Raw genomic sequence first — 21,052 nt, forward strand, 5'->3', positions numbered from 1 at the left:
GCAGTTGATTATGACGTCCAGATACGGAGAAAATTCCGGGTATAACTCTGAAATTTGTGACAAACCATAAACTGCCTCAGCAAAGAAGGCCGTAAAACCTGCACGCAACCAGGAGCGCACGCTTGAGCACCTCAACGAAAACCATTCTGACCGCCGCCCACTGGGGTCCGATGCTGGTCGAAACCGATGGCGAAAATGTTCTGTCGTCCCGCGGGGCACTGCCAACCCAACATCCCAACTCGTTACAGACCGTCGTTCGCGATCAGGTGCACAGCAAAACGCGCGTGCGCTGGCCGATTGTGCGTAAAGGTTTTCTGGCCTCGCCGGACAAGCCGCAGGGTATTCGCGGTCAGGATGAGTTTGTTCGCCTGAGCTGGGATGACGCGCTGGCGCTGATCCACGCCCAGCACAAGCGTATCCGCAACAGCTACGGTCCGTCGTCCATTTTCGCCGGGTCCTACGGCTGGCGTTCAAACGGCGTGCTGCACAAAGCCTCGACGCTGCTGCAGCGCTACATGAGCCTGGCGGGAGGCTATACCGGTCATCTGGGGGATTACTCCACCGGCGCGGCGCAGGCGATCATGCCGTACGTCGTGGGCGGGAACGAAGTGTACCAGCAGCAGACCAGCTGGCCGCTGGTGCTGGAGCATACCGATGTGGTCGTGCTGTGGAGCGCTAACCCCCTTAACACGCTGAAAATTGCCTGGAATGCCAGCGACGAGCAGGGCATTGGGTATTTCGACGCGCTGCGCAAAAGCGGCAAGCGCATCATCTGCATTGACCCGATGCGTTCTGAAACCATGGATTTCTTTGGCGACAGCGCCGAGTGGGTTGCCCCGCATATGGGCACCGACGTGGCAATGATGCTGGGTATCGCCCATACGCTGGTGGAGAACGGCTGGCACGATGTCGAATTCCTGACGCGCTGTACCACCGGTTTCGATAAATTCGCCGACTACCTGACGGGTCAATCCGATGGGATTGCGAAAACGGCAGAGTGGGCGGCAAATATTTGTGGTGTTCATGCGGAGAAAATCCGCGAACTGACGGCGTTGTTCCATAAAAATACTACGATGTTAATGTCCGGCTGGGGAATGCAGCGCCAGCAGTTTGGCGAGCAAAAACACTGGATGCTGGTGACCCTTGCCGCGATGCTTGGGCAGATCGGCACGCCGGGCGGTGGTTTTGGTCTCTCCTATCACTTTGCTAACGGCGGCAACCCCACGCGTAAAGCGGCGGTGCTGGCGTCTCTGCAGGGCTCGGTGCAGGGCGGCGTGGATGCCGTGGATAAAATCCCGGTGGCGCGTATTGTTGAAGCCCTTGAAAACCCCGGCGGTTTTTATCAGCACAACGGTCTGGACCGCCATTTCCCGGACATTAAATTTGTCTGGTGGGCGGGCGGGTCGAACTTCACGCACCATCAGGATACCAACCGCCTGATCCGCGCCTGGCAAAAGCCGGAGCTGGTGGTGATTTCCGAGTGCTTCTGGACCGGTTCGGCTAAGCATGCAGATATCGTGCTGCCGGCGACCACCTCGTTTGAGCGTAACGATCTCACCATGACCGGTGACTACAGTAACCAGCATATGGTTCCGATGAAGCGCGTAGTGGCCCCGCGAGATGAAGCACGTGATGATTTTGAGGTGTTTGCTGAACTGAGCGAACTGTGGGAAACGGGCGGCCGCGAGCGTTTCACCGAAGGGAAAAGCGATCTGCAATGGCTGGAGACCTTCTACCAGATTGCCGGACAGCGCGGTGCGGCGCAGGGCGTAACGCTTCCGCCATTCGCTGAGTTTTGGGAGGCGAACCAGATTGTCGAGATGCCGGAGAGCGAGCAGAACGCGAAGTTTGTCCGTTTTGCCGATTTCCGCCGCGACCCCGAGAACCACCCGCTGAAAACAGAGAGCGGAAAGATCGTGATTTACAGTGAGCGCATCGCCAGCTTTGGCTATGCCGACTGCCCGCCGCACCCTACCTGGCTCGAGCCGGATGAGTGGCACGGCAACGCCCAGCCGGAACAGCTGCAGGTGTTGTCTGCGCATCCCGCGCACCGTCTGCACAGCCAGCTTAACTATACGTCCCTGCGCGAGCAGTATGCGGTCGCCGGACGAGAGCCGATCGCGCTGAATACCCTCGATGCGAAAGCGCGCGGGATTGCGGACGGCGACGTGGTGCGCGTCTGGAACTCGCGCGGGCAGGTGCTGGCAGGGGCGGTGGTGAGCGACGGGATTAAACCGGGCGTGATCTGTATTCATCAGGGCGCATGGCCCGACCTTGAGCCCGCCGAGGGCGGTATCTGTAAAAACGGGGCGGTTAACGTGCTGACCAAAGATCTCCCCAGCTCGAAGCTGGGGAATGGTTGCGCAGGGAACACGGCGCTGGCCTGGGTCGAGAAATATGAGGGGCCCGAGCTTACCTTAACGGCGTTTGATCCGCCTGCCAGCTCATGATCCATGTCGGGTGCTGAGTATCATCCTGCCAGGCGCTGTCTTCAATGCGAAAGCCCTGAGCATGGTAGAAATTCACCGCCCGGACATTTTTCTGGTACACCTCCAGGGTTAAGTGCGAGAAGCGCTGTTGAACATGGTTCAGCAGCGCGCGCCCGATGCCTTTCCCGATGCATGACGGCGCCACAAACAGGGCGCCGACAAACTGAGACTGCATCACGCTGATAAATCCGCAAGGTTCGCCGTCCTGTTCCCAGACCCAGGTTTCTGCAGACGGCAGGTAAACGTCCCGCACCATAGCCTCGTTCTCTTTCCAGTAACCCGGCTCGATAAACGGATGCGCTTCCGTGGTGCTTTCAAGCCATAGGCTCAAAAGCGGCGCGGTATTCTCATTTTGCCATTTGCGGATCATGATGGCCTCCCGGATGACAGAAGCAGCCGGTAACGTGGTCATTGACCAGGCCACAGGCCTGCATAAAGGCGTAGCAGATGGTGGAGCCGACAAACTTAAAGCCGCGTTTTTTCAGTGCTTTCGAGAGCGCATCCGAGGCCGGGGTGGAGGCCGGGATTTCCGCGAGCGTGGCGGCCTGGGTGAGTTGCGGTTTGTTGTTCACAAACGTCCAGACAAAATCTGAAAATGATTCGCCGTTTTGCTCCATCGCCAGGTAAGCGCGTGCGTTGCCGATGATGGCCTGGATCTTACCGCGATGGCGGATGATGCCGGCATCCTGCACCAGCCGCTCCACGTCCTCATCGGTCATCGCAGCAACGGCGACGGGATCGAACTGGTGGAAAGCGTTGCGGTAATTTTCACGTTTTTTCAGTACCGTAATCCATGATAACCCCGCCTGCTGGCCCTCCAGGCAGATCATCTCGAAGAGCTTTTTGCCATCCGTTTCCGGCACGCCCCATTCCCGATCGTGATAGTCGATATAAAGCTGATCCTGGCTTACCCAACCGCAACGTTCCATCCGTCATCTCCCTTATTGATACTGATTTCGCAAAAATTTCGTTCTGACTGGCTTGACGTGTTTACTATAAAGACAATAGTTAATACAGGGCCATATGCTCTCTAAGCTCTTCCTGAATAACGACAAATATCGCCGAATTCGGCTCTCTCTGGGGTCGCGTTGATGATGATAAAAAAAATCAGTGGTCGCCATGCTGCTTCTGGCCTGGTGGGAATTTCAGCCTGCCTGTTCTTTTGTAATACAGCGTCTGCCTGGCAACAGGAATATATCGTTTCAGACGCCCAGAATAATACGGCGGAACGCTATACATGGGACGCGGATCACCAACCGCGTTATGAGGATATTCTGGCTGAGCGTATTCAGTCTTCGCAGAACGCGCCGGGACTTGCCCTGAATATACCGTCTGGCAGAACGACGGAGGGGGCAATGAGCGTGGGCTGGAATTTTCCCGTTTCAGCACGCATCACCACCGGCCCGGTGGTGGCATGGCGGTACGACGGCACGACTCCCATGATGATCAACGAGTTTGGTGATAGCGCGTCGACGCAAGCAATCACCGACCCGCTCTGGCATGCCAGCGTCAGCACGCTGGGGTGGCGCGTGAATACCCAGTATGGCGATCTCCGTCCGTGGGCGCAGATTAGCTATAACCAGCAGTTTGGTGAAAACCAGTGGAAATCGCAGTTTGGCATGCCGCAAACGCCAGCCCCTGCCCAAAACGGTAGCTGGATGGATGTCACCGTGGGAACGGATATTCCCTTTAACACGCACATGGCGGCCTATGCGTCGCTGGCTCAGGGGGAGCACACCACCACCGGTGAGGAGTTTTTATACACCCTCGGCGTCAGCGCAAATTTCTAGAGTTGTTACTTTTTTAAACGTTACGATAACATCTCGAATACAATAGCCACGGGCTTTACAGCGATAGCAGATACTAACATGCTATCGCTTTATTCCTGTGCCAGGTCATTCATTCCCGATTCCAGGCATTTCATTCCGTTCCGCCTGCATTTCATGCCGTTTTACCCCAGGTGTTTTAAGGTTTTGTTTATCGTTGTCCTCAGCGAACTTCCTTAATTTCTCTTGCAGGACAACTGCCATGAACACATCAACCTATAACCGCACGCGCTGGCTCACGCTCTTTGGCACCATCGTCACCCAGTTTGCGCTGGGATCGGTCTATACCTGGAGCCTGTTCAACAGCGCGCTTTCCGACAAACTCGGCGCACCGGTCAGCCAGGTCGCGTTCTCCTTTGGTTTGCTGAGCCTGGGTCTGGCGATTTCGTCTTCCGTCGCGGGTAAGCTGCAGGAGCGTTTTGGCGTGAAGCGCGTGACCATGGCGTCCGGCATCCTGCTGGGTCTGGGCTTTTTCCTGACGACGCACTCCAGCAACCTGATGATGCTGTGGCTAAGCGCCGGCGTGCTGGTGGGTCTGGTCGATGGCGCAGGTTACCTGCTGACTCTGTCGAACTGCGTGAAGTGGTTCCCGGAGCGTAAAGGTTTAATCTCCGCGTTTGCCATCGGCTCTTATGGCCTGGGCAGCCTCGGGTTCAAATTTATCGACTCCCACCTGCTGGCGTCCGTTGGCCTCGAAAATACCTTTATGATCTGGGGCGCAATCGTGCTGGTGATGATTCTGTTCGGCGCCACGCTGATGAAAGATGCGCCGCAGCAGGAGGTTAAATCCGTGAACGGCGTGGTGGAGAACGACTTCACCCTCGCGCAGTCTATGCGTAAGCCACAGTACTGGATGCTGGCGGTAATGTTCCTGACTGCCTGCATGAGCGGTCTGTATGTTATCGGCGTGGCGAAGGATATCGCGCAGGGCATGGTGAAGCTGGATGCTGCCACGGCGGCGAACGCGGTGACGGTCATCTCCATTGCCAACCTCTCCGGTCGTCTGGTGCTCGGTATTCTGTCTGACAAAATTGCCCGCATCCGCGTGATTACGATTGGGCAGGTGGTCTCGCTGGTCGGTATGGCGGCGCTGCTGTTCGCTCCGCTGAATGAAGCCACCTTCTTTGCGGCGATTGCCTGCGTGGCCTTTAACTTCGGTGGCACCATTACCGTCTTCCCGTCACTGGTGAGCGAGTTCTTTGGCTTGAACAATCTGGCGAAAAACTACGGCGTTATCTATCTGGGCTTCGGGATCGGCAGTATCTGCGGCTCGCTGATTGCCTCCCTGTTCGGCGGGTTCTACGTGACCTTCTGCGTAATATTTGCCTTGCTGATTATCTCGCTGGCGCTCTCAACCACGATTCGCCAGCCGCAGCGCGAAGTATTCAAAGAAGCGCATGCGTAAGCGGTATGAAAGAGGCCTCTGTGGCCTCTTTTGTCTTTATGCGAGACGCTTCCCGTCTCGATATTTTGTAAAAATTTACACCGATCACACTCTCTGCTGCCACTTTTCTCTCCCGCTGTGGTCTACTTACCGCGCTTGTAGACGTTTCTCATAACGCTTCCTTACGCATTTACTTACTCTGTCCGCTTTCTCTTTGAGATTCGACGGGTTTTTATACCCCTTCCCCCAGGGTTGTTTGCATGAAATACATTAGGTCTCTTACCCAGCAAAGATTGTGTCTGATGCTGGCTGTCTATATCGGATTATTTCTGAATGGCGCGGTACTGTTCAGAAGAGTGGAAGGTTATTTCGAAAACCTTACCGTAAGTAATTGTATTTTTGCCGCAATTGAAGTGTTCGGCTCCGTCCTCGCTACCTTCTTCCTCTTACGCCTGCTGTCCCTGTTTGGCCGACGTACATGGCAAATTTTGGCCTCGCTGGTGGTGATTATTTCTGCCGCCGCAAGCTATTACATGACCTTTATGAACGTGGTCATTGGGTACGGTATAGTTGCCTCGGTGATGACCACGGATATCGATCTCTCGAAAGAGGTGGTAGGGAAAGGCTTTATTGTCTGGACGGTTTTAACCTGTCTGATCCCGCTGTTCTTTATCTGGAACAATACGTGCCGCTATACGCTGTTACGCCAGCTGCGCACGCGTGGACAGCGGATCCGCAATATCGTTGTCGTCCTGCTGGCCGGTCTGCTGGTATGGGCACCTATCCGCCTGATGGAAACGCAGCAAAAACGCGTCGAAAAAGCGACGGGCGTGGATATGCCAAGCTATGGCGGCGTGGTGGCAAACTCCTATTTGCCGTCTAACTGGCTGTCAGCGTTAGGTCTGTATGCCTGGGCGCAGGCGGATGAATCCGGTGATGTGAAGTCGCTGATCAATCCACTGAAAAAATTCACCTACCAGCCACCAGCCGACGGGCTTGATGATACGTACGTCGTTTTTGTCATTGGCGAAACGACGCGCTGGGATCATATGGGCATTCTCGGCTATAACCGGGATACCACGCCAAAGCTGGCGCAGGAGAAGAACCTGTTGGCGTACCGGGGTTACTCCTGCGATACCGCGACCAAGCTTTCGCTGCGCTGTATGTTTGTTCGCGAAGGCGGTGCAAGCGATAACCCGCAGCGTACGCTGAAAGAGCAAAACGTCTTTGCCGTGCTGAAGCAGCTTGGATTTAGCTCAGACCTGTTCGCCATGCAAAGTGAGATGTGGTTCTACACCAATACCCTGGCAGATAATATCGCGTACCGTGAGCAGATTGGCGCCGAACCGCGTAACCGCGGTAAAAACGTCGACGACATGCTGCTGCTGGAAGAAATGTCGCAATCCCTCAAGAACCATCCGCAGGGTAAGCATCTGGTTATTCTGCATACCAAAGGGTCGCATTACAGCTATTACCAGCGCTACACGCGTGATTTCGCGAAGTGGCAGCCTGAGTGCGTGGGCATTAATAAAGACTGCAGCAAGCAGGAGCTGATCAATGCCTATGATAACTCGGTGCTGTATGTGGATACCTTCCTGAGCCGGGTGATCGACCAGCTGCGCGATAAGAAAGCGATTGTGATTTATGCGGCAGACCACGGTGAATCTATCAACGAGAAAGAGCATCTGCACGGTACGCCGCGCAAGCTGGCACCGCCTGAACAGTTCCGCGTGCCGATGATCATGTGGATGTCGGATAAGTACCTGGAAAACCCGGAGAAGGCGAAGATGTTTGCTCAGCTGAAGAAAGAGGCGGAGATGAAGGTGCCGCGTCGTCACGTTGAGCTGTACGACACCATTATGGGTTGTCTCGGCTATACCTCACCGAACGGTGGGATTAACGAAAACAACAACTGGTGTAAACTCCCTGCTAACAGCGTAAAAGCCGCGCAGTAGCTGCTCTGGCGAGAATATCGCCAGTTGAATGGCTTTTTGAAAATAAGGGATTGACGGGGGCGCACCTCAGCAGTAAGATGCGCTCCGCATTCGGCGAGTAGCGCAGCTTGGTAGCGCAACTGGTTTGGGACCAGTGGGTCGGAGGTTCGAATCCTCTCTCGCCGACCACATTCTGAAAAGGGCTAACCGCAAGGTTAGCCCTTTTTGCATTATGACCTTATCCCGTCAGAGTATCCAAAACGCCCCTTAGGTCCGCTTCTTCCTGCCTGTTAACGATTTTGTGACATAATCCATTGTATTTTTTTATATATAGATTGATCTTTTTTCGCGTTGCTTATGGATAACCTCAGCATTTTTCGCTGTGCGTTTTAGCGTTCATGGAATTTAGTGCTCAGATAATCACCATTCTGCAAGAAAATTTACCCATTCTGAATAAAAGTTAATCACTGATTGTTGCGAAATATGAAGAGACTTGTGCTGCAGGATAGCGAGTAGCATAAATTTCCCTGCTGAAAACTGGCATACATAGTTTTTTTAATCTTTGTTTGCGGTTTCTCACACTCAGCGTAAATCCCCGTCACCTGTATTGACGTTTTCACATTCTGTTGACAGATTGTAGGGCATGAGGGGCATTTCAGGGACGATCTGCGCTGCAACTCAAACGCTCTTCTGAAAGGATTCTCCATCCCTTTAAAGCCTTCGGGCATCACCGACCGGACCGGGTAAAAAATAAATAAAGGTCTGGCGGCGTAACACAACAAAGCAAAACATCACATTGGAGCAGAATAATGAGTATTTCCTTGAAGAAGTCAGGGATGCTGAAGCTTGGTCTGAGCCTGGTGGCTATGACCGTGGCAGCAAGCGTACAGGCAAAAACCCTGGTTTACTGTTCTGAAGGCTCGCCGGAAGGCTTTAACCCACAGCTCTTTACCTCTGGTACGACTTACGACGCAAGCTCTGTACCGATCTATAACCGTCTGGTTGAATTCAAAACCGGTACCACGGAAGTGATTCCGGGGCTGGCAGAGAAGTGGGACGTCAGCGAAGACGGCAAAACCTATACCTTCCACCTGCGCAAAGGCGTGAAGTGGCAGGACAGCAAAGAATTCAAACCAACGCGCGACTTTAACGCCGACGACGTTGTGTTCTCCTTCGATCGTCAGAAAAACGCGCAGAACCCGTACCACAAAGTGTCTGGCGGCAGCTATGAATACTTCGAAGGGATGGGCCTGCCGGATCTGATTTCTGAAGTGAAGAAAGTGGACGACAATACCGTTCAGTTCGTGCTGACGCGTCCGGAAGCGCCGTTCCTGGCTGACCTGGCCATGGACTTTGCTTCAATTCTGTCCAAAGAGTACGCGGACAACATGCTGAAAGCCGGTACGCCGGAAAAAGTCGACCTGAACCCAATCGGTACCGGTCCATTCCAGCTGCTGCAGTACCAGAAAGACTCCCGCATTCTGTACAAAGCGTTCGAAGGCTACTGGGGCACCAAGCCGCAGATCGACCGTCTGGTCTTCTCCATTACGCCTGACGCTTCCGTGCGTTATGCAAAACTGCAGAAAAACGAATGCCAGGTTATGCCATACCCGAACCCGGCTGACATTGCCCGCATGAAGCAGGACAAGAACATCAACCTGCTGGAGCAGGCTGGCCTGAACGTGGGCTATCTCTCCTTCAACACCGAGAAGAAACCGTTTGATGACGTGAAAGTGCGTCAGGCGCTGACCTACGCGGTGAACAAAGAAGCGATCATCAAGGCGGTTTACCAGGGCGCTGGCGTTGCAGCCAAAAACCTGATCCCACCAACCATGTGGGGCTATAACGACGACGTTAAAGACTACAGCTACGATCCTGAGAAAGCGAAAGCGCTGCTGAAAGAAGCGGGCCAGGATAAAGGCTTCACCGTCGAGCTGTGGGCGATGCCGGTACAGCGTCCGTACAACCCGAACGCACGCCGTATGGCAGAAATGGTTCAGGCTGACTGGGCTAAGATTGGCGTTCAGGCCAAGATTGTGACCTACGAGTGGGGCGAGTATCTGAAGCGCGCCAAAGCGGGTGAGCACCAGGCGGTAATGATGGGCTGGACCGGTGATAACGGGGATCCGGACAACTTCTTCGCTACCCTGTTCAGCTGCGCGGCGGCGAAAGACGGTTCTAACTACTCACGCTGGTGCTACAAGCCGTTTGAAGACCTGATCCAGCCGGCGCGTGCGACCGACGATCACAACAAACGTATTGAACTGTACAAGCAGGCTCAGGTTGTTATGCACGATCAGGCTCCGGCGCTGATTGTTGCTCACTCCACCGTGTACGAGCCAGTGCGTAAAGAAGTGAAGAGCTACGTGGTTGACCCACTGGGCAAACACCACTTCGAGAACGTATCTGTTGAATAATAAGTAGGGTGTTTTCCCTCTCCCTCCGGGAGAGGGCAGGGGTGAGGGGCGTGCATGCATCCCCTCACCCTCATCTTCTCTCAAGGGAGAAGAAATTTACATTTGTGAGCAATACAGACGTCACGCCACTGGTCGTGCGTCATCAGAGAGAATCCGGGTTATGTTGCAGTTCATCCTCCGACGTCTGGGACTTGTTATCCCCACGTTTATCGGTATCACCCTTCTCACTTTTGCCTTCGTCCATATGATCCCCGGCGACCCGGTAATGATTATGGCGGGCGAGCGTGGTATTTCCCCTGAGCGCCATGCACAGCTGCTGGCTGAACTCGGTCTCGATAAGCCGATGTGGCAGCAGTATCTCCACTATATCTGGGGCGTGCTGCACGGTGATTTAGGGATTTCGCTGAAAAGCCGTCTTCCGGTGTGGGACGAGTTCGTGCCGCGTTTTAAAGCGACGCTGGAGCTTGGCGTCTGCGCCATGATTTTCGCCACTGCGGTAGGTATCCCGGTTGGGGTACTGGCAGCCGTTAAGCGTGGCTCTATTTTTGACCATACCGCCGTGGGCCTGGCGCTGACCGGCTACTCCATGCCTATCTTCTGGTGGGGCATGATGCTGATCATGCTGGTCTCGGTGCAGCTTAACCTGACCCCGGTCTCCGGGCGCGTTAGCGATATGGTCTTCCTGGATGACTCCAACCCGCTCACCGGCTTTATGCTGATTGATACGGCTATCTGGGGCGAGGAGGGCAACTTCATGGATGCCGTCGCGCACATGATCCTGCCTGCCATGGTGCTGGGGACCATTCCTCTGGCGGTGATCGTGCGTATGACCCGTTCATCGATGCTGGAAGTGCTGGGTGAGGATTACATCCGCACCGCGCGCGCCAAGGGCCTGACGCGCATGCGCGTCATTATCGTCCATGCGCTGCGTAACGCCATGCTGCCGGTGGTGACCGTTATCGGTCTCCAGGTGGGGACGTTGCTGGCGGGGGCGATTCTGACCGAAACCATCTTCTCCTGGCCGGGCCTGGGCCGCTGGCTGATTGACGCGCTGCAACGCCGTGACTATCCGGTTGTGCAGGGCGGTGTACTGCTGGTCGCGACGATGATTATCCTCGTCAACCTGCTGGTCGATTTGCTGTACGGCGTGGTGAACCCGCGTATTCGTCATAAGAAGTAAGGGACCATCATGTCACAAGTCACTCAAAATAAAGTGGTCGCTGCACCGGTTCCTATGACGCCGCTGCAGGAATTCTGGCACTACTTCAAGCGCAATAAAGGTGCGGTAGTAGGGCTGGTGTATGTCGCTATCATGATCCTGATTGCGGTGTTTGCGAACTTCCTCGCACCGTATAACCCGGCGGACCAGTTCCGCGATGCGCTGCTCGCGCCACCTGCGTGGCAGGACGGCGGTAGCCTGGCGCACCTGCTCGGTACCGATGACGTGGGCCGCGATGTGCTGTCGCGTCTGATGTACGGCGCGCGCCTGTCGCTGCTGGTCGGCTGCCTGGTGGTGGTGCTCTCCCTGATTATGGGGATCGTTCTCGGCCTGGTTGCCGGTTACTTCGGCGGTATCGTTGATAACATCATCATGCGTATCGTCGACATTATGCTGGCGCTGCCAAGCCTGCTGCTGGCCCTGGTGCTGGTGGCGATCTTTGGTCCGTCGATCGGTAATGCCGCCCTGGCGCTGACGTTCGTGGCGCTTCCTCACTATGTACGTTTAACCCGTGCGGCGGTGCTGGTGGAAGTGAACCGCGATTACGTTACCGCCTCTCGTGTGGCGGGGGCCGGTGCGATGCGCCAGATGTTCGTGAATATCTTCCCTAACTGCCTTGCGCCGCTGATCGTTCAGGCGTCGCTCGGTTTCTCTAACGCCATTCTTGATATGGCCGCTCTTGGCTTCCTGGGCATGGGTGCGCAGCCGCCAACACCGGAGTGGGGCACCATGCTCTCCGACGTGTTGCAGTTCGCACAAAGCGCCTGGTGGGTTGTCACCTTCCCGGGTCTGGCAATCCTGCTGACGGTGCTGGCATTTAACCTGATGGGTGATGGCCTGCGTGATGCGCTTGATCCCAAACTGAAGCAGTAAGAGGCACGAGATGGCGTTATTAAATGTAGATAAATTATCGGTGCACTTCGGCGATGAAGGCACCCCGTTTCGCGCCGTGGACCGCATCAGCTACAGCGTAAATCAGGGCGAAGTGGTAGGCATTGTCGGTGAGTCCGGTTCCGGTAAGTCGGTGAGTTCACTGGCGATCATGGGGCTGATTGATTACCCGGGCCGCGTGATGGCGGAAAACCTACAGTTCAACGGTCAGGATCTGAAGCGCATTTCTGAAAAACAGCGCCGCCAGCTGGTGGGCGCCGAAGTGGCGATGATTTTCCAGGATCCGATGACCAGCCTTAACCCCTGCTACACCGTTGGTTTCCAGATTATGGAAGCGATTAAGGTGCATCAGGGTGGGAATAAGAAAACCCGTCGCCAGCGCGCGATCGATCTGCTGAACCAGGTAGGTATTCCTGACCCGGCATCGCGCCTGGACGTTTACCCGCATCAGCTCTCCGGTGGGATGAGCCAGCGCGTGATGATCGCGATGGCGATTGCCTGTCGGCCAAAGCTGCTGATTGCGGATGAACCGACGACGGCGCTGGATGTGACTATTCAGGCACAAATCATCGAACTGCTGCTGGAGCTGCAGCAGAAAGAGAATATGGCGCTGGTGCTGATTACGCACGATCTGGCGCTGGTGGCCGAAGCCGCGCACAAAATCATCGTGATGTATGCGGGCCAGGTGGTTGAGACCGGAAATTCTCACGATATTTTCCGCGCGCCGCGTCACCCGTATACCCAGGCGCTTTTACGCGCGCTGCCGGAGTTTGCTCAGGACAAAGCGCGTCTGGCGTCGCTGCCGGGTGTGGTGCCGGGTAAATATGACCGTCCGCAGGGCTGTCTGCTCAATCCGCGCTGTCCATATGCGACGGACAAATGCCGGGCGGAGGAGCCAGATCTGAACCAGCTGGCTGATGGTCGTCAGTCGAAATGCCACTACCCACTCGATGATGCCGGGAGGCCAACACTATGAGTACGCAACAGGCCACCACGCAACAGCCGCTGTTGCAGGCCATCGACCTGAAAAAATACTACCCGGTGAAGAAGGGACTGTTTGCCCCTGAACGCCTGGTGAAAGCGCTGGACGGCGTCTCCTTTAACCTCGAACGCGGTAAAACGCTGGCGGTGGTGGGAGAGTCAGGCTGCGGGAAATCCACGCTGGGCCGTCTGCTGACGATGATTGAAGTGCCGACCGGCGGTGAGCTCTATTATCAGGGGCAAGATCTACTCAAGCACGATCCGCAGGCGCAGAAGCTGCGTCGCCAGAAAATCCAGATTGTGTTCCAGAACCCGTATGGTTCGCTGAACCCGCGTAAAAAAGTGGGACAGATTCTGGAAGAGCCGCTGCTGATTAACAGCAATCTTAGCAAAGAGCAGCGCCGTGAAAAAGCGCTGGCGATGATGGCGAAGGTCGGCCTCAAAACCGAGCATTACGATCGCTATCCGCACATGTTCTCCGGTGGCCAGCGTCAGCGTATTGCTATCGCGCGCGGGCTGATGCTCGATCCGGACGTGGTGATTGCCGATGAGCCGGTCTCCGCGCTCGACGTATCCGTACGTGCGCAGGTGCTGAACCTGATGATGGATCTGCAGCAGGAGCTGGGGCTGTCTTACGTATTCATCTCCCATGACCTGTCGGTAGTGGAGCACATTGCTGATGAAGTGATGGTGATGTACCTGGGGCGCTGCGTAGAGAAGGGGACCAAAGACCAGATCTTTAATAATCCTCGTCACCCGTATACCCAGGCGCTGCTGTCTGCGACACCGCGTCTGAACCCGGACGATCGTCGTGAGCGTATTAAGTTGACGGGTGAACTGCCAAGTCCGCTGAATCCGCCTCCGGGATGTGCATTCAACGCCCGCTGCAGCCGCCGCTTCGGCCCGTGCACCCAGCTCCAGCCGCAGCTGAAGGATTATGGCGGCCAGCTGGTTGCATGCTTTGCGGTCGATCAGGATGAAAATGGCGAGAAGCCACACGCATAACGAAAAAAACCGGCGCTAAGCCGGTTTTTTTTATGTCTGATTGATTATTTCCGCAGGCGAATCTGGTCGACGGCGTGCTTCTCGCTCTTGGTGAGGATCAGGCTCGCACGCTCGCGCGTCGGCAGGATGTTCTCTTTGAGGTTCACGTAGTTGATCTCATTCCATAGCCCCGTCGCCACATTGATCGCTTCTTCTTCAGAAAGCTGAGCATAGTGGTGGAAATAGGAATCCGGATCGGTGAACGCCCCTTCACGGAACTTCAGGAAGCGATTGATGTACCAGTTTTGCAGCAGGTCTTCCGGCGCATCGACATAGATAGAGAAATCGACGAAATCCGAGACGAATACGTGATGCGGGTCGTGAGGATAGTCCATGCCGCTTTGCAGCACGTTCAGACCTTCCAGAATGAGAATATCCGGCTGAACCACCGTTTTATCCCCACCCGGGATGCGATCGTAGATCAGGTGCGAATAGACTGGCGCAGTCACGTGCGGCACGCCGGATTTCAGGTCAGAGACAAATTTCACCAGACGGTGCATATCGTAAGAGAGCGGGAAGCCCTTCTTCTTCATCAGCCCACGTTCTTTTAATACCTCGTTCGGGTGCAGAAAACCGTCGGTGGTGATCAGCTCCACGCTGCGGTGTTCCGGCCAGCGGCTCAACAGCGCCTGCAGGACGCGCGCGGTGGTACTTTTACCCACGGCCACGCTGCCTGCGATACTAATGATATAAGGAATACGTTGACCGTTCGTCCCGAGAAACTGCTCCAGCACGGCCTGACGGCGCAGGTTCGAGCTGATATAGAAGTTAAGCAAGCGAGAGAGGGGGAGATAAATTTCTGCCACCTCTTCCAGGGACAGATCTTCGTTTATCCCTTTTAACCGTGCGATTTCACCTTCCGTCAGCGTCATAGGGACGGAATCACGCAGGGCAGCCCACTGGCTGCGGTTAAAGTGAAGATAAGGCGTCATTAACGTTTGCTCTTTTTTGCTCATAAGCATGCTTCAGCGAGCCAGCACCACACTGCCGGATCGTGGCTCATCACACAGTTAATTTTGGACAATGGGCAGGAGGTTAACACCAGATGACGGGAATAATAAGAAAAAAGATGGAAAGCGCTGCGTTACGCGGAAGCCGTCACGCTACGGTGAATACGGTGCAAATCACGATGATATGTTGAATATTTGACCTCAAATGGCTACTTTTACAGCGTCCGATACGCTGTTCGCATAAAATGTGAGCGAAAGAACGTTTTATGCAAATTTTTAGTTGCATGACCGCGCAGGTATCCATAGAATGCGCGCTACTTGATGCCGACTTAGCTCAGTAGGTAGAGCAACTGACTTGTAATCAGTAGGTCACCAGTTCGATTCCGGTAGTCGGCACCATCAAGTCCGGTGGGGTTCCCGAGCGGCCAAAGGGAGCAGACTGTAAATCTGCCGTCACAGACTTCGAAGGTTCGAATCCTTCCCCCACCACCACTTTCTGGCAGCGTAAATGCCGCCGGAGCTGGTTGGAAAAATTAGCCAGCTCAAACTGAAAAAGAGAGAAATCTCTTTTTTTGTTACAGAAAGAACTGGGTAGCCGAGTTTCAGGATGCGGGCATCGTATAATGGCTATTACCTCAGCCTTCCAAGCTGATGATGCGGGTTCGATTCCCGCTGCCCGCTCCAATACGTGCTGATATGGCTCAGTTGGTAGAGCGCACCCTTGGTAAGGGTGAGGTCCCCAGTTCGACTCTGGGTATCAGCACCACTTCACTTCTCCTTCCCGTTTCTCTCTGTTTCAATTTTACTGTATTCAACAATTCAGGCATTTCGCCTGGTTGATGTGGTGATATCACCGATTTATCCGTGTCTTAGAGGGACAATCGATGTCTAAAGAAAAGTTTGAACGTACAAAACCGCACGTTAACGTCGGTACTATCGGCCACGTTGACCATGGTAAAACAACGCTGACCGCTGCAATCACTACCGTTCTGGCAAAAACCTACGGTGGTTCTGCTCGTGCATTCGACCAGATCGATAACGCACCAGAAGAAAAAGCTCGTGGTATCACCATCAACACCTCTCACGTTGAGTACGACACCCCGACTCGTCACTACGCACACGTAGACTGCCCAGGCCACGCCGACTATGTTAAAAACATGATCACCGGTGCTGCGCAGATGGACGGCGCGATCCTGGTTGTTGCTGCGACTGACGGCCCAATGCCTCAGACTCGTGAGCACATCCTGCTGGGTCGTCAGGTAGGCGTTCCTTTCATCATCGTGTTCCTGAACAAGTGCGACATGGTTGATGACGAAGAGCTGCTGGAACTGGTTGAGATGGAAGTTCGTGAACTGCTGTCTCAGTACGATTTCCCAGGCGACGATACTCCAATCGTTCGTGGTTCTGCTCTGAAAGCGCTGGAAGGCGACGCTGAGTGGGAAGCGAAAATCATCGAACTGGCTGGCTTCCTGGATTCTTACATTCCAGAACCAGAGCGTGCGATTGACAAGCCATTCCTGCTGCCAATCGAAGACGTATTCTCCATCTCCGGTCGTGGTACCGTTGTTACCGGTCGTGTAGAGCGCGGTATCATCAAAGTTGGTGAAGAAGTTGAAATCGTTGGTATCAAAGAGACTGCGAAGTCTACCTGTACTGGCGTTGAAATGTTCCGCAAACTGCTGGACGAAGGCCGTGCTGGTGAGAACGTTGGTGTTCTGCTGCGTGGTATCAAACGTGAAGAAATCGAACGTGGTCAGGTTCTGGCGAAGCCAGGCTCAATCAAGCCACACACCAAGTTCGAATCTGAAGTGTACATTCTGTCCAAAGACGAAGGCGGCCGTCATACTCCGTTCTTCAAAGGCTACCGTCCACAGTTCTACTTCCGTACAACTGACGTGACCGGTACCATCGAACTGCCTGAAGGCGTTGAGATGGTAATGCCAGGCGACAACATCAAGATGGTTGTGACTCTGATCCACCCAATCGCGATGGACGACGGTCTGCGTTTCGCAATCCGTGAAGGTGGCCGTACCGTTGGCGCGGGCGTGGTTGCTAAAGTTCTCGGCTAATCGCTGATAACATTTGACGCAATGCGCATGAAAAGGGCATCATTTGATGCCCTTTTTGCACGCTTTCACATCAGAACCTGGCTCATCAGTGATTATTTTTGTCATAATCATTGCTGAGACAGGCTCTGCAGAGAGCGTATAATCCATAAAGGGATTAGCGTTTCGATTTGGCTCGCCTCGCAATCGCGGGGTGAAATTATTTGTAGAATTCTTCTGACAGGTTGGTTTATGAGTGCGAATACCGAAGCTCAAGGGAGCGGGCGCGGCCTGGAAGCGATGAAGTGGGTCGCTGTTGCCGTGCTGCTGATTGTGGCAATCGTTGGCAACTATCTTTATCGTGACATGATGCTGCCGCTCCGCGCGCTGGCAGTGGTGATTCTGATTGCTGCAGCGGGCGGTGTCGCGCTGTTGACGACTAAGGGTAAAGCGACCATTGCTTTCGCTCGTGAAGCACGTACCGAAGTCCGCAAGGTCATTTGGCCGACTCGCCAGGAAACATTGCACACCACGCTGATCGTGGCTGCAGTGACTGCGGTAATGTCACTGATCCTGTGGGGACTGGATGGTATTCTGGTTCGCCTGGTTTCCTTTATTACTGGCCTGAGGTTCTAAGATGTCTGAAGCCCCTAAAAAGCGTTGGTACGTCGTTCAGGCGTTTTCCGGTTTTGAAGGCCGCGTAGCAACGTCGCTGCGTGAGCATATCAAATTACACAACATGGAAGAGTTATTTGGCGAAGTGATGGTTCCGACCGAAGAAGTGGTTGAGATCCGTGGCGGCCAACGTCGCAAAAGCGAGCGTAAATTCTTCCCGGGTTACGTGCTGGTTCAGATGGTGATGAACGATGCGAGCTGGCACCTGGTGCGCAGCGTACCGCGCGTGATGGGCTTTATCGGCGGCACGTCTGACCGTCCGGCGCCAATCAGCGATAAAGAAGTTGATGCGATTATGAACCGCCTGCAGCAGGTGGGTGATAAGCCGCGTCCGAAAACGCTGTTTGAACCGGGTGAAATGGTTCGTGTTAGCGACGGTCCGTTTGCTGACTTTAATGGCGTCGTTGAAGAAGTGGACTACGAGAAGTCCCGCCTGAAAGTTTCTGTTTCTATTTTCGGTCGTGCGACCCCGGTAGAACTGGACTTTGCGCAGGTCGAAAAAGCCTAAGCAGCGATCAAAAAAGCGGCGATTTAATCGTTGCACAGGGCGCGAGATTGGAATACAATTTCGCGCCTTTTGTTTTTATGGGCCCCGGCCCGTAAAACGAATTTTATTCACGGGGAGCCTCCCTGAGGCGCTATCACCCAATCAGAGGATTTTAGAATGGCTAAGAAAGTACAAGCCTACGTCAAGCTGCAGGTTGCAGCTGGTATGGCGAACCCAAGTCCACCAGTTGGTCCAGCTCTGGGTCAGCAGGGTGTGAACATCATGGAATTCTGTAAAGCGTTCAACGCAAAAACTGAATCCCTGGAAAAAGGTCTGCCAATCCCAGTCGTAATCACTGTTTACGCTGACCGTTCTTTCACTTTCGTTACCAAAACCCCTCCAGCAGCTGTTCTGCTGAAGAAAGCGGCTGGTATCAAGTCTGGTTCCGGTAAACCGAACAAAGACAAAGTGGGTAAAATTTCCCGCGCTCAGCTGCAGGAAATCGCGCAGACCAAAGCTGCCGACATGACTGGTGCCGACATTGAAGCGATGACTCGCTCAATCGAAGGTACTGCACGTTCCATGGGCCTGGTAGTGGAGGACTAAGAAATGGCTAAACTGACCAAGCGCATGTCCGTGATCCGTGACAAAGTTGATGCGACCAAACAGTACGACATCAACGAAGCTATCGCTCTGCTGAAAGAACTGGCAACTGCTAAGTTCGTTGAAAGCGTTGACGTTGCCGTTAACCTCGGCATCGACGCGCGTAAATCCGATCAGAACGTTCGTGGCGCAACTGTACTGCCACACGGTACTGGCCGTTCCGTTCGCGTAGCTGTATTTGCTCAGGGTGCAAACGCTGAAGCTGCTAAAGCTGCCGGCGCTGAACTGGTAGGTATGGAAGATCTGGCTGATCAGATCAAGAAAGGCGAAATGAACTTTGACGTTGTTATTGCTTCTCCAGATGCAATGCGCGTTGTTGGCCAGCTGGGCCAGGTTCTGGGTCCACGCGGCCTGATGCCAAACCCGAAAGTTGGTACTGTAACCCCTAACGTTGCTGAAGCGGTTAAGAACGCGAAAGCAGGTCAGGTTCGTTATCGTAACGACAAAAACGGCATCATCCACACCACCATCGGTAAAGTGGACTTTGACGCTGACAAACTGAAAGAAAACCTGGAAGCTCTGCTGGTTGCGCTGAAAAAAGCTAAACCAACTCAGGCGAAAGGCGTGTACATCAAGAAAGTTAGCATCTCCACCACTATGGGTGCAGGTGTTGCAGTTGACCAGGCTGGCCTGAGCGCTGCTGCAAACTAATGCCTTTACGTGGGCGGTGATTTTGTCTACAATCTTACCCCCACGTTTGCTAACAAAAGTTAGCGGCTAAAAGATTTGTTCGTTGGAGCCTGGCCTAATCCAGGCCTCCGTCGAAGACCGCAGGTGTTTCGCAAGAGACTTAATCCCCTGCGTAGACGGTGACAGAACGCTAAGATTATTTTTGGATACTCTGGCTTGTTTCTGCTCACCGTATTAAGACGCTCTTTCCGTTGGGGAGAGTGAAGTGAGTTCCGGAACATGAGTTCCGGCAAACATCCAGGAGCAAAGCTAATGGCTTTAAATCTTCAAGACAAACAAGCGATTGTTGCTGAAGTCAGCGAAGTAGCCAAAGGCGCGCTGTCTGCAGTAGTTGCGGATTCCCGTGGCGTTACTGTAGACAAAATGACTGAACTGCGTAAAGCAGGTCGTGAAGCTGGCGTATACATGCGTGTTGTTCGTAACACCCTGCTGCGCCGCGTAGTTGAAGGTACTCAGTTCGAGTGCCTGAAAGACACGTTTGTTGGTCCGACCCTGATTGCATACTCTATGGAACACCCGGGCGCTGCTGCTCGTCTGTTCAAAGAGTTCGCGAAAGCGAATGCAAAATTTGAGGTCAAAGCTGCAGCCTTTGAAGGTGAGTTGATCCCGGCATCGCAAATCGATCGCCTGGCAACCCTGCCGACCTACGAAGAAGCAATTGCACGCCTGATGGCAACCATGAAAGAAGCTGCGGCTGGCAAACTGGTTCGCACTCTGGCTGCTGTACGCGATGCGAAAGAAGCTGCTTAATCGCAGTTATCTTTATAAAGCATTTGCTTACGTATAAACTTATTCTGATTTTCAGGAACAATTTAAATGTCTATCACTAAAGATCAAATCATTGAAGCAGTAGCAGCTATGTCCGTAATGGACGTTGTAGAGCTGGTTTCTGCAATGGAAGAAAAATTCGGTGTTTCTGCTGCTGCTGCTGTAGCTGTAGCTGCGGGCCCGGCTGAAGCTGCTGAAGAAAAAACTGAATTCGACGTAATTCTGAAAGCTGCTGGCGCTAACAAAGTTGCTGTTATCAAAGCAGTACGTGGCGCAACTGGCCTGGGTCTGAAAGAAGCTAAAGATCTGGTAGAATCTGCTCCAGCTGCGCTGAAAGAAGGCGTGAGCAAAGACGACGCAGAAGCACTGAAAAAATCTCTGGAAGAAGCTGGCGCTGAAGTTGAAGTTAAATAAGCCAACTTTTCTGGTTGCAGCCTGAGTAATTAGGCTGATGGCTGGTGACTTTTTAGTCACCAGCCTTTTTGCGCTGTAAGGCATCAGTAGCATTTCACACTGTTTGACTGCTGATAGTCCTGACAATGCATGTTTCTATCGACGACTTAATATATTGCGACAGGGTGCTCGCTCT

19 protein-coding genes and 5 tRNA genes are annotated in these 21,052 nt (G+C 54.0%); 21 read left to right on the top strand and 3 right to left on the bottom strand.

The window, feature by feature from the left end:
* Positions 1-170: 170 nt before the first annotated feature.
* Positions 171-2,450 carry a molybdopterin guanine dinucleotide-containing S/N-oxide reductase gene (locus KGP22_RS00845; protein ID WP_245405368.1) on the top strand — a complete coding sequence of 760 codons (2,280 nt, stop codon included), beginning with the start codon at positions 171-173 and terminating at the stop codon, positions 2,448-2,450.
* On the opposite strand, the gene KGP22_RS00850 is transcribed toward KGP22_RS00845, so the two are convergent.
* Together KGP22_RS00850 and tag are read right to left on the bottom strand one after the other, a co-directional pair.
* Positions 2,413-2,859: an N-acetyltransferase gene (locus KGP22_RS00850; RefSeq protein ID WP_149367243.1), complete on the bottom strand. Its 447-nt coding sequence runs from the start codon at positions 2,857-2,859 to the stop codon at positions 2,413-2,415. The two genes, KGP22_RS00845 and KGP22_RS00850, sit on opposite strands and share 38 nt — an antisense overlap.
* Positions 2,837-3,418 (bottom strand): DNA-3-methyladenine glycosylase I, encoded by a 582-nt coding sequence (gene tag, locus KGP22_RS00855; RefSeq protein WP_133293552.1) that lies wholly within the window; start codon positions 3,416-3,418, stop codon positions 2,837-2,839. The genes KGP22_RS00850 and tag overlap by 23 nt, the downstream gene beginning before the upstream one ends.
* A 162-nt stretch (positions 3,419-3,580) precedes the next feature.
* Between tag and KGP22_RS00860 the strand changes: the two genes are divergently transcribed.
* The 9 genes from KGP22_RS00860 to dppF all read left to right on the top strand — a co-directional run bounded on the left by KGP22_RS00860 (position 3,581) and on the right by dppF (position 14,146).
* The gene (locus KGP22_RS00860) at positions 3,581-4,279 is read left to right on the top strand and encodes an autotransporter domain-containing protein (RefSeq protein ID WP_111964350.1); all 699 of its coding nucleotides are present in this window, start codon (positions 3,581-3,583) and stop codon (positions 4,277-4,279) included.
* A gap of 238 nt (positions 4,280-4,517) precedes the next feature.
* On the top strand, positions 4,518-5,720 hold the full coding sequence (locus KGP22_RS00865) for an MFS transporter (RefSeq protein ID WP_223580935.1): 1,203 nt from the start codon (positions 4,518-4,520) through the stop codon (positions 5,718-5,720).
* A 239-nt stretch (positions 5,721-5,959) separates the two neighbouring features.
* Positions 5,960-7,654, top strand: a complete 1,695-nt coding sequence (eptB, locus tag KGP22_RS00870; protein WP_111964352.1) for a kdo(2)-lipid A phosphoethanolamine 7''-transferase — start codon at positions 5,960-5,962, stop codon at positions 7,652-7,654.
* 91 nt (positions 7,655-7,745) lie between these two features.
* Positions 7,746-7,822 (top strand) — tRNA-Pro (locus tag KGP22_RS00875).
* A gap of 620 nt (positions 7,823-8,442) precedes the next feature.
* Positions 8,443-10,050, top strand: a complete 1,608-nt coding sequence (gene dppA, locus KGP22_RS00880) for a dipeptide ABC transporter periplasmic-binding protein DppA (protein ID WP_223580936.1) — start codon at positions 8,443-8,445, stop codon at positions 10,048-10,050.
* A 160-nt stretch (positions 10,051-10,210) separates the two neighbouring features.
* Positions 10,211-11,230 carry a dipeptide ABC transporter permease DppB gene (gene dppB, locus KGP22_RS00885; protein WP_008502770.1) on the top strand — a complete coding sequence of 340 codons (1,020 nt, stop codon included), beginning with the start codon at positions 10,211-10,213 and terminating at the stop codon, positions 11,228-11,230.
* A gap of 9 nt (positions 11,231-11,239) precedes the next feature.
* The gene (gene dppC / locus KGP22_RS00890) at positions 11,240-12,142 is read left to right on the top strand and encodes a dipeptide ABC transporter permease DppC (protein ID WP_111964354.1); all 903 of its coding nucleotides are present in this window, start codon (positions 11,240-11,242) and stop codon (positions 12,140-12,142) included.
* A gap of 10 nt (positions 12,143-12,152) precedes the next feature.
* Positions 12,153-13,136 carry a dipeptide ABC transporter ATP-binding protein gene (gene dppD, locus KGP22_RS00895; protein WP_133293554.1) on the top strand — a complete coding sequence of 328 codons (984 nt, stop codon included), beginning with the start codon at positions 12,153-12,155 and terminating at the stop codon, positions 13,134-13,136.
* Positions 13,133-14,146 (top strand): dipeptide ABC transporter ATP-binding subunit DppF, encoded by a 1,014-nt coding sequence (gene dppF, locus KGP22_RS00900; protein ID WP_032644494.1) that lies wholly within the window; start codon positions 13,133-13,135, stop codon positions 14,144-14,146. Before dppD ends, dppF begins: the two co-directional genes overlap by 4 nt.
* A 44-nt stretch (positions 14,147-14,190) precedes the next feature.
* Here the strand turns inward: dppF and coaA are convergent, their stop codons facing one another.
* Entirely contained in the window at positions 14,191-15,141 is a 951-nt protein-coding gene (coaA, locus tag KGP22_RS00905; RefSeq protein WP_021242480.1) for a type I pantothenate kinase, read from the bottom strand.
* 317 nt (positions 15,142-15,458) lie between these two features.
* Between coaA and KGP22_RS00910 the strand changes: the two genes are divergently transcribed.
* The 11 genes from KGP22_RS00910 to rplL all read left to right on the top strand — a co-directional run bounded on the left by KGP22_RS00910 (position 15,459) and on the right by rplL (position 20,877).
* Positions 15,459-15,534: transfer RNA gene (locus KGP22_RS00910), tRNA-Thr, on the top strand.
* A gap of 8 nt (positions 15,535-15,542) precedes the next feature.
* Positions 15,543-15,627: transfer RNA gene (locus KGP22_RS00915), tRNA-Tyr, on the top strand.
* 117 nt (positions 15,628-15,744) lie between these two features.
* Positions 15,745-15,819 (top strand) — tRNA-Gly (locus KGP22_RS00920).
* A 6-nt stretch (positions 15,820-15,825) separates the two neighbouring features.
* Positions 15,826-15,901: transfer RNA gene (locus KGP22_RS00925), tRNA-Thr, on the top strand.
* A gap of 118 nt (positions 15,902-16,019) precedes the next feature.
* Entirely contained in the window at positions 16,020-17,204 is a 1,185-nt protein-coding gene (gene tuf / locus KGP22_RS00930) for an elongation factor Tu (RefSeq protein WP_023309456.1), read from the top strand.
* Between the two features lie 228 nt (positions 17,205-17,432).
* Positions 17,433-17,816 carry a preprotein translocase subunit SecE gene (secE, locus tag KGP22_RS00935; RefSeq protein ID WP_223580937.1) on the top strand — a complete coding sequence of 128 codons (384 nt, stop codon included), beginning with the start codon at positions 17,433-17,435 and terminating at the stop codon, positions 17,814-17,816.
* 1 nt (position 17,817) lies between these two features.
* Positions 17,818-18,363, top strand: a complete 546-nt coding sequence (nusG, locus tag KGP22_RS00940) for a transcription termination/antitermination protein NusG (RefSeq protein ID WP_002438628.1) — start codon at positions 17,818-17,820, stop codon at positions 18,361-18,363.
* Between the two features lie 156 nt (positions 18,364-18,519).
* A complete protein-coding gene (rplK, locus tag KGP22_RS00945) occupies positions 18,520-18,948 on the top strand; it encodes a 50S ribosomal protein L11 (RefSeq protein WP_008503452.1) in 429 nt (142 codons plus the stop codon).
* Positions 18,949-18,951: 3 nt separating this feature from the next.
* Entirely contained in the window at positions 18,952-19,656 is a 705-nt protein-coding gene (rplA, locus tag KGP22_RS00950; RefSeq protein WP_006810530.1) for a 50S ribosomal protein L1, read from the top strand.
* Positions 19,657-19,947: 291 nt separating this feature from the next.
* Complete coding sequence (rplJ, locus tag KGP22_RS00955) at positions 19,948-20,445, top strand: 50S ribosomal protein L10 (RefSeq protein WP_003862338.1); 498 nt, start codon at positions 19,948-19,950, stop codon at positions 20,443-20,445.
* 66 nt (positions 20,446-20,511) lie between these two features.
* Positions 20,512-20,877 carry a 50S ribosomal protein L7/L12 gene (rplL, locus tag KGP22_RS00960; RefSeq protein WP_002445276.1) on the top strand — a complete coding sequence of 122 codons (366 nt, stop codon included), beginning with the start codon at positions 20,512-20,514 and terminating at the stop codon, positions 20,875-20,877.
* Positions 20,878-21,052: the final 175 nt, after the last annotated feature.

The organism is Enterobacter sp. JBIWA005, assembly GCF_019968805.1.
Classification (GTDB): Bacteria; Pseudomonadota; Gammaproteobacteria; order Enterobacterales; family Enterobacteriaceae; genus Enterobacter; species Enterobacter vonholyi.